Source organism: uncultured Veillonella sp. (genome assembly GCF_963534045.1).
GTDB lineage: Bacteria > Bacillota > Negativicutes > Veillonellales > Veillonellaceae > Veillonella.
On sequence record NZ_CAUSQT010000016.1, the window covers coordinates 1 to 15,116 of the forward strand.

General features: G+C 40.5%; 14 protein-coding genes. 9 read left to right on the plus strand and 5 right to left on the minus strand.

The genetic code is table 11. The features are described 5' to 3' along the window. Positions 1–155 precede the first annotated feature (155 nt). Positions 156–1,463, minus strand: a complete 1,308-nt coding sequence (locus RYP29_RS04155; protein ID WP_311532416.1) for an APC family permease — start codon at positions 1,461–1,463, stop codon at positions 156–158. Then, a complete protein-coding gene (locus tag RYP29_RS04160) occupies positions 1,463–2,197 on the minus strand; it encodes a gamma-glutamyl-gamma-aminobutyrate hydrolase family protein (protein ID WP_311532418.1) in 735 nt (244 codons plus the stop codon). The genes RYP29_RS04155 and RYP29_RS04160 overlap by 1 nt, the downstream gene beginning before the upstream one ends. A 221-nt stretch (positions 2,198–2,418) precedes the next feature. On the opposite strand from RYP29_RS04160, the gene RYP29_RS04165 reads away from it, so the two are divergent. Then, positions 2,419–3,783, plus strand: a complete 1,365-nt coding sequence (locus RYP29_RS04165) for a hypothetical protein (protein ID WP_311532419.1) — start codon at positions 2,419–2,421, stop codon at positions 3,781–3,783. 111 nt (positions 3,784–3,894) lie between these two features. Here RYP29_RS04165 and RYP29_RS04170 read toward each other — a convergent pair whose 3' ends face one another. From RYP29_RS04170 to RYP29_RS04180, 3 genes are all read right to left on the minus strand, one after another. Then, a complete protein-coding gene (locus RYP29_RS04170; protein ID WP_311532420.1) occupies positions 3,895–5,451 on the minus strand; it encodes a polysaccharide biosynthesis protein in 1,557 nt (518 codons plus the stop codon). A gap of 3 nt (positions 5,452–5,454) precedes the next feature. Then, a complete protein-coding gene (gene fba, locus RYP29_RS04175) occupies positions 5,455–6,384 on the minus strand; it encodes a class II fructose-1,6-bisphosphate aldolase (protein ID WP_005379166.1) in 930 nt (309 codons plus the stop codon). A 144-nt stretch (positions 6,385–6,528) separates the two neighbouring features. Continuing rightward, positions 6,529–7,449, minus strand: a complete 921-nt coding sequence (locus tag RYP29_RS04180; RefSeq protein WP_311532422.1) for an RluA family pseudouridine synthase — start codon at positions 7,447–7,449, stop codon at positions 6,529–6,531. Positions 7,450–7,607: 158 nt separating this feature from the next. On the opposite strand from RYP29_RS04180, the gene RYP29_RS04185 reads away from it, so the two are divergent. The 8 genes from RYP29_RS04185 to RYP29_RS04220 all read left to right on the plus strand — a co-directional run bounded on the left by RYP29_RS04185 (position 7,608) and on the right by RYP29_RS04220 (position 15,110). After that, positions 7,608–9,221: a WG repeat-containing protein gene (locus RYP29_RS04185; protein ID WP_311532424.1), complete on the plus strand. Its 1,614-nt coding sequence runs from the start codon at positions 7,608–7,610 to the stop codon at positions 9,219–9,221. 145 nt (positions 9,222–9,366) lie between these two features. After that, positions 9,367–10,083: a hypothetical protein gene (locus tag RYP29_RS04190; protein WP_311532426.1), complete on the plus strand. Its 717-nt coding sequence runs from the start codon at positions 9,367–9,369 to the stop codon at positions 10,081–10,083. 267 nt (positions 10,084–10,350) lie between these two features. Beyond that, positions 10,351–10,845 (plus strand): YajQ family cyclic di-GMP-binding protein, encoded by a 495-nt coding sequence (locus RYP29_RS04195; RefSeq protein WP_105084632.1) that lies wholly within the window; start codon positions 10,351–10,353, stop codon positions 10,843–10,845. A 71-nt stretch (positions 10,846–10,916) separates the two neighbouring features. Then, a complete protein-coding gene (gene cbiD, locus RYP29_RS04200) occupies positions 10,917–12,035 on the plus strand; it encodes a cobalt-precorrin-5B (C(1))-methyltransferase CbiD (RefSeq protein WP_311532428.1) in 1,119 nt (372 codons plus the stop codon). Continuing rightward, positions 12,011–12,637 (plus strand): precorrin-6y C5,15-methyltransferase (decarboxylating) subunit CbiE, encoded by a 627-nt coding sequence (gene cbiE / locus RYP29_RS04205; RefSeq protein ID WP_311532429.1) that lies wholly within the window; start codon positions 12,011–12,013, stop codon positions 12,635–12,637. Before cbiD ends, cbiE begins: the two co-directional genes overlap by 25 nt. Further along, positions 12,634–13,221, plus strand: coding sequence for a precorrin-6Y C5,15-methyltransferase (decarboxylating) subunit CbiT (cbiT, locus tag RYP29_RS04210; protein WP_005382722.1), 588 nt, complete (start codon positions 12,634–12,636; stop codon positions 13,219–13,221). The genes cbiE and cbiT overlap by 4 nt, the downstream gene beginning before the upstream one ends. Position 13,222: 1 nt before the next feature. After that, on the plus strand, positions 13,223–13,984 hold the full coding sequence (gene cobM, locus RYP29_RS04215; protein ID WP_005376252.1) for a precorrin-4 C(11)-methyltransferase: 762 nt from the start codon (positions 13,223–13,225) through the stop codon (positions 13,982–13,984). Between the two features lie 4 nt (positions 13,985–13,988). Next, positions 13,989–15,110, plus strand: coding sequence for a cobalt-precorrin 5A hydrolase (locus RYP29_RS04220; RefSeq protein ID WP_311532431.1), 1,122 nt, complete (start codon positions 13,989–13,991; stop codon positions 15,108–15,110). Positions 15,111–15,116 lie beyond the last annotated feature (6 nt).

The following is a 15,116-nucleotide window of genomic DNA, read 5'->3' on the forward strand; positions in this document are numbered from 1 at the left end:
TTTGAGTGACCTTATATAGGTGTGTTCAGAAATAGAACAGGCCTGTACTAATTTTACGGGGATCTTATATAGGTATGTTCAGAAATAGAACAGGCCTGTTCTAATTTTAAAGAGGCAGGAGCGAGCTCCTGCCTCTTTTGTGTACAAAAATGTAATTAGATATCTTCTTTTTCTTTGATTATACCAGCTTTTTTCTTGCGCCAGTACCAAATGTAGAGCGGAAGAATGACGATACATCCACCGAGACCCCAAAGTAATTGGTTTGTTTGGGCTTGGCCTAGCATCCAAAGGGATGTAGCAATGGCGATGATTGGAACGGTGTAACCACCAGGGATTGTGTAGGACCGTTCTTTATCTGCCCATTTACGACGGAATATAATGACTGCTAAACATGTTGGTAGGTACTGTGTGAAACGGGATACCGCACTAATAGCAGCAAGGGTTGTAAACGAACCGGACCAGGCGAGTAGTACGCTGGCAATAGCGGTGACGATCGCTGCTACATATGGTGCATTGTAGCGATTGCGTTTAGCTAAGGCACTTGGAAGCATGCCATCTTCGGCCATGGATGTTGCGATACGAGGGGCGTAATAGGCTTCGGCAAAGTTAATACCGCCCATGGAAATTAATGTGCCTGCCAATACAATGTACATGCCAATTGGGCCTACGATTACGTTGAAAGCATCTTGTACCGGTGCTTTTGTGTTAGCAAGGTCAGATCCTAGAACACCAATAGATACGGAAAGTATGGCCACATATAGGACTGATACGAGTAGCATACACATGATAATGGCACGAGGTAAATTCTTTTTAGGATTCTTCATATCCTCTGCGGCAATGGCAATAACCTCAAATCCTGTATAAGCAAAGAAGAGAAGAACGGCTGCTTGCGCAAAGGATCCATCTACATAGGTATCTTGTGGAAATACCGGTGTAAAGTTAGCGCCGTTAATAAAGAATATACCAATAGCGATAAATAGGGCGAGAGGTACTAATTTAGAGATTGTAATCAAGTTGTTAACGAACTTAGATACGTTAACACCAAATATGTTTACGATTGTTAAGCCTACGATTAATATGAATGAAATAACGTCCTTTGCTAAATCGCCACTTAAGGCTGGCACTGCAGCACCTAGGGCTGTAGCAAAACCAACGGCCATGGCGGCCCAAGCGATAACGGTTACAATCCATTTAAGGACGCCTACTTCGAATCCCCAAAAGTCACCTAATGCATGTTTCGCATATAGATAGGGGCCACCATTACGTGTGAAAAGACTAGCCGCTTCGGCAAAGCACAATGCGATACACCCTGCAATAATTGCATCAAATAGAAGGACGCCTAAACTGGCTGACCCAATAATGGCATAGGCCTTATTAGGTAATAGGAAAATCCCAGTACCAACGATACCATTGATACCGAGGAGTACGATACTCCAAAATCCGAATTTGCTTTTCTTATCCATTAGTTAGCCTCCTTAGTAGCATCGACAAAGGCTTTAAATAATGCTTTAGCATGTACGTCTTTCACATGCATCATTTCAGGATGGAATTGAGTAGCCACAAACCATGGACGACTCGTATCCTCTAAGGCCTCTACTGTACCATCCTTAGCACGGCCTGTAACAACTAAGCTTTTACCAATATTACGGCACGTTTGATGATGATGGGAATTTGTAATCCACGTCGTAGTGCCGATGATTTTCGCTAATTTAGAATCGGGTTCAATCTCTACCGTATGCGTAGGTAATGATGGCGTTTGATTTTGGCTATGCTTAATCGTGCAATTTTCATCATATGGCAAATCTTGGTACAAGGAACCACCACGATAGACATTCACGATTTGGCAACCGCGGCAGATGGCGAATACAGGAATATTTCGTTCCTCTGCTGCTGCAAGCAACGCGAAATCAAATTGATCGCGCTCAGGGAATACATCGCCAATGCCTCGTAAAGGCTCTTCGCCATAATTGAGCGGATACACATCATGCCCACCTGTAAGGAGTAGACCATCAATGATATCGATGGTTTCCTTTGCTTGCTCTAAATTTTCCGTGAAAGGAATAATAATAGGGATGCCGCCTGCTTCCTCGATGGAACGGACGTAATCTTGATTGACATACGAACGGATTAAATCAACATAAGCGCCGCTATTATCGCGTAGCGTATTGCCGGAGATTCCGATTAATGGTTTTTTCATACTATCACCTCAATGTGTAAAATACTGTACATCAAGTACAGTATAATTATAATTCATTTTCCTATAATATACTATAACATATTATGCAAGTAGGAATTGCGTTTGTGTAAATATAGCTAATACTGGATTATTCTAAAATAAATTTATAGAAAATTGATAAAAAATTAATAATTAGGTATAATGAGTCTTAGAATGTAGAGTATAAATTGAGGAGAGAATGTATGAACTGGAAACGTGTAATAGCATTAGGTTTACTTGGATTAACATTTGGCATGGGGCAGTCCTATGCGATAGATGTAAATATTCCTGGCGCTGATGCATCCATACCTGCTGATGAATATCAAAATTATCGAAAGAATACTTCACAATCTAGACAAATGGATCAAAGAATTGTAGAAAAGGTTACAAGAGATAATAAATTGATTCCTAATTATGATATGTCGAAAACACCAATGGATATATATCATACAAGAGAATTAAATCATGGTGTTAGATACTCTAGTACTGTGTTTATTTTAAAAGAAAACGGAGCGAATATAAAATTTACTATACCTCAACCAAGCATTGTAGCTCAGGCTAAGGGAAGTATGGGTAAGCATAAAGAATTAATCAGTGCAGGTGGAGTAATGACCTATAATGGGGAGTGGCATTACGAGTTAAGACCACAGCCTAAGGGTGATAATTGGGAAGATACGAACATTCCATATAGTAAGTTAAATTCTGATGCTATGAAAGAAGTATTTTATAAAAGATATAATCCCATAGCAGGTAATAAAAAAATTAGTGAAAAGGTGTTAGGTGCTAATACTTTTACATATCCCACCGTTGAAAAGGCTACATGGGATTCAATCGTATATAAGAATGATTTGGTAGAAGGAACAATCAATTTTACTATGCCAAAACAGCCGACGGTTTCTTATCATATTGGATATATGCTTCCAAAAGGAGTCGTTAAAAAGATAAGTTCTAAAGGTGATGATACATTAGTCAAAGCAACTATGAATGGTTTGGCGAACATCGTATTGCCATCGGTAAAACCTGCTAGTGATATATTAGAATATACCTCTGAAGTACATAGAGGACCTTTTACGTTCAGAATTTTAAAAAATAGTAAATCCTTAGGTACAAAAATCACTAAAAATGGTTCCCAAGTCGAGTATTTTAAGTCTGGTAAAATTAAAGAGTCTATTTCCGTTAGACCACTTTTTAAACGAGATGATCCAAAGAAACAGAATATAATGTATCATTCTCTAATTGGATTTGTTGGTGCAGATCAATTAAATGAAGGTAAGCCTATTCAATTTGCTACTGTATGGAATGATGCTTTACCAGGTGCTTATTATGAAGTTAAGGGTGAAAAGGATACTTTGTTTGTGATGACTGTATTTGATGATACACATCTTTATACTCACTATATGGTCAAACCTCATGATGTACATGTAAGCAATTTTAAATTACGTGATATCGTTCAATATGTAGATTACAAGCATAATAAAGAGGATTATGGTAGATTTAAATTGGGTTTAGGCATGCCAAAGTTTTTAATTGAACGAAATATATCGGAACAATTGAACAAGAAAAAATAAATTATTATAGATTGTGATTCTATATGATTATATTAAGCGATGCATATATATCGCTTAGTAAAAAGAGGACCGGCTCAAATGAGTCGGTCCTCTTACTATTTGTATATGTAATTATCTAAAGAATCTACCAATGAGTGGCATGCTAGCCCCATCATTTTTGTTAAGTCCTTTTAAAAGAACCATGATAATAACGTAGAGTAATAAGCCTTCGATACCTGTGAGTATGAAGTTAACCCACATTGGTAAGATATCTGTTAAGTAGTGGTAACTCATAAAGATGAGTATACCCATGACACCGGCACTGACCACGTTTTTCCATAGAAGGGAAATATCGAGGAAGTAGCCTGTGTATTTTTTGATGTAAATCAAATTGAGTAAGGCTGCAAAGCCAATATCAGCAACGGTTGCCCAAGCGGCACCACCGATACCAAGCCATGGGATGGCCGTTAATGTCCAGTTCAGGATGACTTTGATTACTAATGAAATCCCCATATTAATAACCGGAATACGTGGCTTGTTAAGGCCTTGTAAAATCCCTGTTGTAACTTGGTGTACACCGAGGAAGAAGATAGAGAACGCTGTGATTTGTGTTGCTAATTCTGCCTTAGGTGCATTGTAAATTAACGTAACAGTTGGTGCCGCAAGTACATATAATAGTACCGTAAATGGTACGGTTGCCATAAATGTTAAGCGCATAGAACCAGCAGTGCGTTCGTAAATACCTTCATGATCTCGCTTAGCAAAAGCATGAGAGATGGCTGGTACGATGCTCGTGGCCAGGGCCGCTGTAATAATGGTAGCCAAGTTGATGAGCGGCACTGCCATACCTGTAAGATAACCGAACAGTTCTGTTACTTCATTCATCGGGAAATTAGCGTCTAATAGGCGACGTGGTACGATGAGCAAATCAAGATTGGCCGTTAATGGTAACATGATGCTGGCTAAGGAAATCGGAATGGACAACGATAACAGTCGCGATAAAATTTCCTTGGCCGATTCGCGTGGACCATCATAGCTTTCACCTGTACTACTAGCCTTAGGCAATTTGTAGTAATAGTACAAGAGCACGAGGAAGGCACCAAAGGCTCCGACGCCAGCACCTAGGCTAGCACCGCCAGCTGCAGCAGGTAAGCCATATGGCAATAAGATGGCCGCTGCACCGAGCATGACGATAACGCGCAATAGTTGTTCTACGATTTGGCTGACCGCCGTTGGGGTCATCATTTCATAACCTTGGATGTAGCCGCGGAAACAGGAAATCCACGTTACAAAGAATACTGCCGGAGCAAGTGCGATGATTGAGTAGTAGGCACGGCTTTCAGCAATGAGACCGCTAGAGATAAGCCAATCTGCGCCAAAGTACATGGCCAAGCTGGCGATAAAGCCCGTAATGGTCAGCATTGTGAAAGAAATATTAAATACTCGTTTAGCACCACCGTAGTCGTGTAATGCTAATCGTTCTGCCGTCAAAATAGAGATGGCAATCGGCACACCTGCGCTCGAAATTTGTAATAGTAACAAATAGATAGGAAAGGCCATCTGGTAGATCCCGATGCCTTCCCCGCCCAAGATACGGGAGAGAAGAATCCAGTTAATACTACCGATGGCTTTCACTACGAAACCGGCAATGGTTAAGATTAAGGTTCCTTTTACAAATCCACTAGCCATAGATTATAGTTTGTGAGAAGAACCTAATACATCTTTAATTTTGTGAGCTACCATGCCTTTAATAGCGTCACGAGCAGGTCCTAAATATTTACGAGGGTCAAATTCGGATGGATTTTGTGCCAAGTATTCGCGTACAGATGCAGTCATAGCAAGGCGAAGGTCTGTATCGATGTTGATTTTGCAAACCGCCATTTGCGCTGCTTTGCGAAGCATTTCTTCAGGTACGCCTTGTGCGCCAGGGATATTGCCACCAAATTCATTACATTTTGCTACGAATTCAGGCAATACGGAGGAAGCACCATGCAATACGATAGGGAAGTTAGGCAATAATTTACCAACCTTTTCCAAACGTTCAAAGTCGAGGTATGGTGTGCCTTTGAATTTGTAAGCACCGTGGCTTGTACCGATAGCGATAGCCAAGGAATCAACACCTGTTAATGCTACGAATTCAGCAGCTTGTTCAGGGTCTGTGAAGCGAGCGTCTGCATCGGATACGTTAACGTCATCTTCGACGCCAGCTAAACGACCAAGTTCAGCTTCTACTACAACGCCGTGAGCGTGAGCGTATTCAACAACTTGTTTTGTAATTTTTACGTTTTCGTCGAAATCATGGTGAGATGCGTCAATCATAACAGATGTAAAACCGCCGTCTACGCAATCTTTACAGATTTCAAAGGAATCGCCGTGGTCAAGGTGAAGAGCGATTGGCAAATTGCTATCTTCCAATGCTGCTTCCACAAGTTTTACAAGGTAAATGTGTTTTGCGTATTTGCGAGCACCTGCAGATACTTGCAAGATAAGAGGGGATTGTTCCTCTTTTGCTGCATCGACGATACCTTGTACGATTTCCATATTGTTAACGTTGAAAGCACCCACTGCATAGCCGCCTTCATAAGCTTTTTTGAACATTTCCGTAGTCGTTACTAATGGCATGTTGTCCTCCTTGGCTTTATAGCCGATTGTATGTATTTTGAAAGTATTGTCATCAACTTATGATGATACATATCTATTCATTGTTAGTATATCAAGAAACGATATAAAGCACCACAATTTTATATGCTTTTCTAGATGAATCTGTTAGAGATTTAGTAACTCTTTCATATCCATTGGCATAGGGGCCCGTAGTTCTATATACTCCTGTGTCATAGGATGGGTGAAAGCTAGGTAGCCAGCGTGTAATGCTTGCCGACGGATATGATCTAAATGACCGCCATATAAATCATCCCCAGCTAAAGGAAAACCTAAATGGGATAGGTGTACACGAATTTGATGGGTCCGGCCCGTATGCAATACGCATTGCACATGAGTCAGAACCTGTTGCGTGCTCAAATTTTTATCCATTTGTACCGGTTGGGAAACAATGTGGTGTGCCAATACCGTCACATCAGTACGAGCTGGTTTGCCAATTGATGTGCAACATCGTTCAATGATGCTACCCGATTTACGTCCGATGGGATAATTAATGGTTAGCGATTGACTTGGCATAGTGGCTTCAACGATGGCGTCGTAGACCTTTTGAAATTTTGTGCGTTGCTTATCAAAGGCATGCTGTACTACCGATGTTTTAGCGATGATGACGATGCCCGATGTGTCCTTATCGAGTCGATGGACCGGGTGAAAGTCATGAGCTTGTTCGGTTTCGTCATAATAATAGAGAACGCCATTTGCCAATGTTCCATCGCGTACCGTCGAGGTAGGGTGCATAAGAACACCGGCGGCTTTATTTACAGCGAGGATGTGTTCGTCTTCGTATACGATTTCCAGATTCATTGGAGTGCGTGAAAATTCTTGTTCAGGTGCTAATTTCATAAGTAGATGATCGCCGCCATGAACAAGGGTATCCCATGTAGCCGATTGTCCGTTAATGGTGATGATCCCATTATTTTTTAGACGTCGTCGCATGCGTTGTGAAATATGCTGTTGTTTTATAATATGATTCATAGATTGCGTGTGTACATTAGCATCTATAATCAAGTCGATTATGGTTGCTGTTTTCATAGGTCCTATTATAGCAAAAAAATAATGGATGAAGAATTTTTCACAATTTATTGTATATATATGTGGCTATATATATGGCTATATAGTATAATTTATATTAATAGTTGTTTATAAAATTTTTATATCTAGAGTCCTTTGAGTAATAAGAGGAGAGGCCTATGAAACTCAACAGAAAATCTTTATTAGTCGCATGTGTGTTGGCGGCTATGTCTACAAGTGCTTTCGCAGCATCTACTACAACATCCACTAGTAGTACAACAGTAACAAATCATGATACACCAACATCTACAAGTACGCGTGTAACACGTGAACAACATAGTGCATCCACATCTACTACTAATATTTCTACGACTGAAAAGGTATCTACTAAATCAAGTGGTACAACTGTATCTGTTGGTGTAGGGAAATTAGCTGATTATGTAGCCGTACCAATTATTGGAGCCACTCAAAAATTAGCACCAGAAGCATTTAAGTCTCTTCAAGCAAATATTGATGAGGCCACTGAAAGTAATAGTGGTCTTATTAAACTTGGTCAATTAGCTAAGGTTAAGCAAAATGGTAAATGGGGACTTGTTGGAACCAATGGTCAAGTTCTGCTCGAACCACAATATAAAGAGTTGGACCCATCTTATGCTGAGGATGGAACGTACTTTGTAAAGTCAAAGAAGATTTTAGAACATATTAAAGTAGATGGTACCGTTTTATCAAGTGGTAAAGATGCCTTAGATGAACAGGTTAAACAAATTATCAATCATCATGATGAGACTGTAAACAAGAATCAAAATTCGTCAAATCATAAGGAAACATATGCAAGTGATTCTTATACGGCCGTTTCTGTAAAAGGAAAATGGGGCTTTAATGATGCATCAGGTAATACTGTAATCGCTCCACAATTTAAAGAAGTATATACGAAATTTAGTGAAGATCGTGCTTTTGTAAAAGATGCTAAAGGTAAAACTGTAGCAATTGATGGTACAGGTAAGACTGTATTTGAAGCACCTTCTAATGATATTGATGCATATGATGATGGATTGGCAGAATTCCGACGCCATATAAGCAAGTTTAACCTTGGAGGCTTGTTGAGTATGGCTGTAGGAATAACCCTTAGTAATCATGGCGGAATCTATTATGGTGATGCATGGAACCCTGTATATGATGGTGTAAAGCGCGGTTATATTAATCGTGATGGTAAAATTGTTATCGACAGTAAAAATGATGCAGTTTGGCCAATTACTGCTTACGGTACACTTGTGAAAAATCAAGGTCTTATTGGGTTCGTAAATCGTGAAGGTAATTATATTATTCAACCAGGTAATTATGATTTAGGCGAATTTAGTGATATTAATGGATTGTTAGTACTTATCAATAAAGATAATAAAAAAGCGGGTGTATTTGACGTAGATACAGGCAAACAAGTTATTCCGTTTACCTATGATTCTATTAGATTTGTAAGCTTAACTAATATGGTTGTCGTGAGTGGTGATACTCAACAGTTAATTGATATGACAACAGGGAATGTCATTTTGACTACCTCCAAAGATATGGGGATAAACAAATTTAGTGGACCATATACTTGGGTACATAAGACTTCTAGCGATTATAAGCTTATTGATGATAGTGGTAAAGTATTATTTAGCGATAACACAATTACTTCTGCAATGCCCGTTAAACATGGTTATGCTCCGGTAAAATCTCAAGGTAAGTGGGGAATTGTAAATCTTCGTGGTGAGTGGATTGTAGAACCACAATATGAGGATATTGAAATTTTATAGAGCGTAATATTACAAAAGTTTGTGTATTTGTTATCTTGGTATATTATGTTGCTTTAAAATGAATGAGTAATTCATTAATTTTTCATAATGTGTTATACTGTAGTCATAAATAGGCTTGTGAATTTATTTGCTTTTGGAGGAATATATGAAAACATCTAAAGCATTATTAAAACTTTTAGTTGTAGGTTGTCTTAGTGTTTCTTGTGCATTACCACTAACTGCTTCAGCAGAGGATACCAGTACACCAAGTGTGACTCAGGAATCTGTAGTTAAGACAGAATTACCATCTGGAGTTAATCGTATTCAGTTGTTAAAAAGTGGTGAAAATACGGCAACTGTAAAGACATCATCTGTTGCTGCTGGACATGCGTATATTCCTAAAGATACAAATATCAATTTAGAATTAATCGATCCTATTAGTTCTAAGAAAAGCAAAGAAGGAAATACCTTTAGATTAAAGACCATAGAAAATTTACTAATTAATGATGTAGTTGTTATTCCAGCAAACCAAGAGGTATTAGGAACAATTACAAAAGCAAGAAAAAATGGTATGCTTGGACGCAAAGGTCGTTTAGAGTTTAAAATTGATAGCATTAAGACTATTAATGGTGTAAATGTTCCATTAACTGCAGAAGTTAAAGGAAAAGGACATTCTGATAATGGTGCAGTTGCTGTTGCTGCAGCAGTAAGCTTGGTTGGCGGCCTATTCATGAAAGGAACTAATATTTATTATGAACCAGGCCAAAAATTTGTAGCAGTTGTATCTACTGATACAGATTTAAATACAACCGTGGAAGATTTGCCTAATGCTATGAATCCAAGTAAGCCTACTGGTCAAAATATTGTTTTACCTGTTAAATAAAATATAAGTAGCATTGATACCCAATAGTGATAGATTTTAAAATATTACTATTGGGTATTTTAGTTTATTACGTAAAGATAACCGATAGATAATCATTGTATTTAGATTAATGAAAAATCATTATAATCCAATGGCTTGAATTCCTAGTAAATATTGATAATTTACGATATAATTATATAGATGTATTCTATTCAATGAATACGTGGATGATGATAAATATAATGCATGACCCTTATGCCCAACAGGGTCAGGTGTAGGAGGTATATAATGGCTAAAGATTGTTCCTTTGACGTTGTATCTGAAGTGGATATGCAAGAGGTGGATAATGCGGTAAACCAAGCGAAGAAAGAGATTGGTACGCGTTATGATTTCCGTGGTTCTAAAGCGGAAATTAGCCTTGAAGGTGATACCATTAAAATTATCGGTGATGACGAATATAAATTGAACGCTATTATCGATGTATTAAAAGGCAAAATGGTTAAACGTAATGTAGCGGTTAAGAACCTTGATTATGGTAAGGTTGAGCCTGCTGCTGGTGCCACTGTACGCCAAGTGATCACTATTAAAAAAGGCATTACAAAAGAAAATGCTAAAGAAGTAGTAAAGGCAATCAAAAATATGAAGCTTAAGGTACAAGCGTCTATCCAAGAGGATCAAGTGCGCGTATCTGGCAAGGATAAGGATGATTTGCAAGCGGTTATTCAAATGTTAAAACAATTGGATGTACCGGTTGAATTGCAATTCGTTAACTTCCGTTCCTAATTATATAAGCATAAGAGATAGGGTTAGATTGATTCCAGTGAATCGCTAACCCTATCGGTGTAGGAGGCGCTATGAGAGTAGAGGACATGAAGGGTGGTTATACGACCGGTTCATGTGCTACGGCAGGCATGAAAGCAGGTTTATTGGCCCTCTTAGAACACGATATTGTGGACAAGGTTGTCATTGAGAATCCGCAAGGTCAATTCATTGAGGTACCTATTAAATCTGTGGAAATCATATCCGAAACAGAGGCAAAGGCGACTGTAATGAAGGATGGCGGTGATGATCCAGATGTGACCCATGGCAATGATGTGGAAACGACGGTGACCCTTAATGACACAGGCAAGCTACGTTTTCGAGCTGGCTTTGGTGTCGGTACGGTTACAAAACCCGGTCTTGCCATGCCCCCTGGACAACCGGCCATTAATCCGGGCCCTAGAGCGATGATGAAACTCGTATTTGAAGAGTTTTGTACGCAAGGTCAAGGTGTGACGGTAACAGTAAGCGTTCCTAATGGTAAGGTGTTGGCTAAGAAGACGTTGAATCATACTCTGGGTATCGAAGGTGGTATTTCCATTATCGGTACAACGGGTATCGTTAAGCCGATGAGTGAAGAAGGGTTTAAGAATTCTCTTGTGCCTCAGTTAAAGGTAATGAAAGCCAATGGCTGCGAAACAGCGGTTCTCGTACCGGGGCGTATCGGTCAAGATTTAGCGGAACAAGTGCTCGGTATCCATAAGAACCAAATGGCTGAAACGAGTAACTTTATCGGATTTATGCTTGAACAAGCTGTTCATATTGGCTTTAAACGAATCTTGATCATCGGTCATATCGGTAAGCTCATTAAGCTTGCTAGCGGAAGTTTTCATACGCATAATCGCATGAGCGATGGTCGCATGGAAAGTATTGTAGCTTATGCAGCTCTTGAAGGAGCATCCCAAGCGGTGTGTGAAGAGTTATTTAATTGCCAAACTACAGAATCCACGTTCCCTATATTAGAACGAGAAGGCCTAACTGGTGTATACCAACGTGTAGTAGACCGCGCATCTATGCGCAGTGAACGATATATTGCTAATGAGGCTGAGGTAGGTATTATTATTACCACCTTAAAGGGTGAGATTTTGGCTATGGATAAGCATGCAAAAGAGATAGGAGAGCTAGAACATTGGCACATACCTTGTATATCGTAGGCATTGGTCCGGGCAATCCTGATTATGTGGTGCCTAAAGGCCTTAATTTAATTAAACATGCTACCGTTTTGGTAGGTAGTGAACGCTCCTTGGAGGATTTTAAGGAACCTGGGCAGATTACGTATCCTGTAACGGGGAAACTAAGTTGGTTATCCGAACAAATCGAGCGTGAACTTCACGACCATGATGTTGTGGTTATGGTCAGTGGTGATACGGGCTACTATAGCTTGTTACCGTATTTGAAAAAGAAATTTCCTACCACACGCATTGAAGTGGTGCCAGGCATTAGTTCCATGACATTTGCCTTTGCACGCCTTAACGAAGTGTGGCATGATGCGGATTTAATGAGCTTTCACGGACGCCAACCAGCGCCTGAAAGACTCGTATATGAAGCGGGAAAAAAGATGGGGTTCTTAACGGATCCTGAATATAATCCAGCGCATATTGCGCGTATTTTAATAGATGCAGGATGGCCAAAAGAAACGAGAGCAGCAGCCTTAGAGCGTTTGAGTTACGATGATGAAAAAATCGTAGATTCTACCCTAGAGGTATTAACGGAGCTCGAAGGTTTTGGACATTCTGTTATGGTGGTACTAGGATGAGACATTTTTTCGGAATTCCTGATGAGGAATTTATACGCGGTGACGTGCCGATGACGAAATGCGAGATTCGCAAAGCCGTTATGAATGAGGCGCGCATCGAAGAAGATAGCATCGTCCTTGATGTGGGGGCTGGTACGGGTTCGATTTCTATCGAAGCTGCCTTAGCGGCACCTAAAGGTCATGTATATGCTATCGAACGTTTTGATAAAGGCATTGAGTTGATTCATGAAAATATGAAGAAATTCAATGTAAATAATATGACTGTTATAAAATCCAAAGCTCCAGAAGGTATGGAAGATTTACCTGAGCTTGATGCGGTTATTATCGGCGGCAGTGCTGGCGGTATGACGGGCATTATGGATGAAGTACAACGGTTGTTAAAGGTAGGCGGTCGCCTTGTTGTAACGGCGGTAACGATGGAAACGGGTTATACCATTTTAAAAGAATTGAAAGGTCGTCCTTTCACATACGAAGGGTATCAAATGTCTATTAGCCGTTATCGTAAGGCGGGTCCATATCATCTATTGGACCCATTGAGTCCAATTTTTATTGTATCTGCAACGCGTATCGCAGAAGGAGAGTAATATGGTTGACGTACATATTGTAGGCGCAGGCCCTGGGGATCCAGAGCTTATTACGCGAAAAGGGTATCGTTTAGTGCAAGAGGCCGACGTTGTCATCTATGCCGGTTCCTTGGTAAACCCTGCTATTTTAGAGGCTTGTAAACCAGGTTGTGAAATTCATAACAGTGCCACTATGAACCTTGATGAGGTATTGGCAGTGATGAAAGCTGCCGTAGCTGACGGCAAAAAGGTTGTCCGTTTGCACACTGGCGACCCTGCTATTTACGGTGCCATTCAAGAGCAAATGGATGCTTTGGCTGGCATGGGTATCACCTATGAAGTGGTGCCTGGCGTAAGTTCGTTCCTTGCTACTGCAGCTGCATTGAAACAAGAATATACATTGCCAAATGTATCTCAAACAGTAATTATTACGCGCATGGAAGGCCGCACACCAATGCCTCCAAAGGAAAAATTGCGCATGTTGGCGGCTCATGAAGCGACCATGTGTATCTTCCTTAGCGTGCAAATGCTAGATAAGGTAGTGGCTGAACTCATCGAAGGCGGTTATGATAAAACAACACCTGTAGCTATCGTAGTAAAAGCTTCTTGGCCAGACCAACGCATCATCCGCGGTACATTGGAAACCATTGCGGATATCGTGGCTGAAGAAGGTGTATTGCGCCAAGCTATGATCGTTGTTAGTCATGTACTAGATAGCGAATACGAATTATCCAAGCTTTACGATAAGGGCTTTGCCCACATGTATCGCAGTGCTAAGGACTAGTGTGATGAAAGAACTAGAATCTGATGCGCCTATGACAGCAGTAAAGAAGAATAGGACAGCTATTCTTTCGGTGTCTGAACGCGGTGCAAGGCTAGGGCAACGCATCAAGTCTTTGGTGGCGCCTTATGCGGATTGTTATGAAAAAGAAAACCGTCCCTCAGGTGGCGAGGCCATCTATTTTGATTCCCTGAAACACCATATTGGACAGATTTTCAAGGATTACGACCAAGTGCTTTGTATTATGGCACTTGGTATCGTAGTGCGCATGATTGCACCCTATATTGAGCATAAATCCAAGGATCCTGCCATCGTTGTAATGGATGAGGCAGGTCATCATGTGATCAGTTTATTATCCGGTCACCTTGGGGGCGCCAACGAATGGACGCAGTCCATTTCGCTGGCCATCGATGCGGACCCGGTTATTACAACTGCTACGGATGTTAATGGATTGCCAGCGCCTGATGTGTTGGCGCGCCACGAGCATCTATTGGTCGACGATTTTCACACCTTGGTAGATGTAAATTCTGCTGTTGTGGCAGGTGAAAGCGTCAACTACTACATCGATGAAACCTTAGTTGATGCTGAGCGGTTGCGAGATACAGTTGCAACACATATTGGTACGCATGGCACTGTTCAGTTAGTAGATGTATTTACATTACCTGAGACGGATGGCATTCGTCGTGTTGTGATTACTGATAAGATGATTCCTGAGTATACAGAGCAACTTATCTTACGCCCACGTACGTATACGATGGGGATTGGTTGTCGCCGAGATACGCCAAAGGAACTCATTCTTGATGCCATTACACAGTCGCTACAGGCGCATAAGCTTTCACCAAAAAGCATCGTCACAGCTGCATCGGTTATCGTGAAACAAGATGAAGTCGGTCTATTAGAGGCCGTAAACGAATTAGGGTGGGCTATTCATTTCTACACACAAGAAGAGATAGCACCCGTTATAGAAGAACAGGATTTAAAAGAATCCACATTTGTAAAAGGAACAATAGGAGTAGGAAACGTATGCGAGACAACAGCATTACTAGCGGCCAAGAGCCAAACATTAATACAGCACAAAACGGTGTATCCCAAAACAACGGTAGCCATTGCACAGGTAACATCAAAGTAATCGGCA

Bases quoted from the DNA above. Each gene is read 5' to 3' on its own strand.
- RYP29_RS04155 (WP_311532416.1), bottom strand. From the start codon at position 1,463: ATGGATAAGAAAAGCAAATTCGGATTTTGGAGTATCGTACTCCTCGGT.
- RYP29_RS04170 (WP_311532420.1), bottom strand. From the start codon at position 5,451: ATGGCTAGTGGATTTGTAAAAGGAACCTTAATCTTAACCATTGCCGGT.
- RYP29_RS04195 (WP_105084632.1), top strand. From the start codon at position 10,351: ATGGCTAAAGATTGTTCCTTTGACGTTGTATCTGAAGTGGATATGCAA.
- RYP29_RS04165 (WP_311532419.1), top strand. From the start codon at position 2,419: ATGAACTGGAAACGTGTAATAGCATTAGGTTTACTTGGATTAACATTT.
- fba (WP_005379166.1), bottom strand. From the start codon at position 6,384: ATGCCATTAGTAACGACTACGGAAATGTTCAAAAAAGCTTATGAAGGC.
- cbiD (WP_311532428.1), top strand. From the start codon at position 10,917: ATGAGAGTAGAGGACATGAAGGGTGGTTATACGACCGGTTCATGTGCT.
- RYP29_RS04220 (WP_311532431.1), top strand. From the start codon at position 13,989: ATGAAAGAACTAGAATCTGATGCGCCTATGACAGCAGTAAAGAAGAAT.
- cobM (WP_005376252.1), top strand. From the start codon at position 13,223: ATGGTTGACGTACATATTGTAGGCGCAGGCCCTGGGGATCCAGAGCTT.
- cbiT (WP_005382722.1), top strand. From the start codon at position 12,634: ATGAGACATTTTTTCGGAATTCCTGATGAGGAATTTATACGCGGTGAC.
- RYP29_RS04190 (WP_311532426.1), top strand. From the start codon at position 9,367: ATGAAAACATCTAAAGCATTATTAAAACTTTTAGTTGTAGGTTGTCTT.
- RYP29_RS04185 (WP_311532424.1), top strand. From the start codon at position 7,608: ATGAAACTCAACAGAAAATCTTTATTAGTCGCATGTGTGTTGGCGGCT.
- RYP29_RS04180 (WP_311532422.1), bottom strand. From the start codon at position 7,449: ATGAAAACAGCAACCATAATCGACTTGATTATAGATGCTAATGTACAC.
- RYP29_RS04160 (WP_311532418.1), bottom strand. From the start codon at position 2,197: ATGAAAAAACCATTAATCGGAATCTCCGGCAATACGCTACGCGATAAT.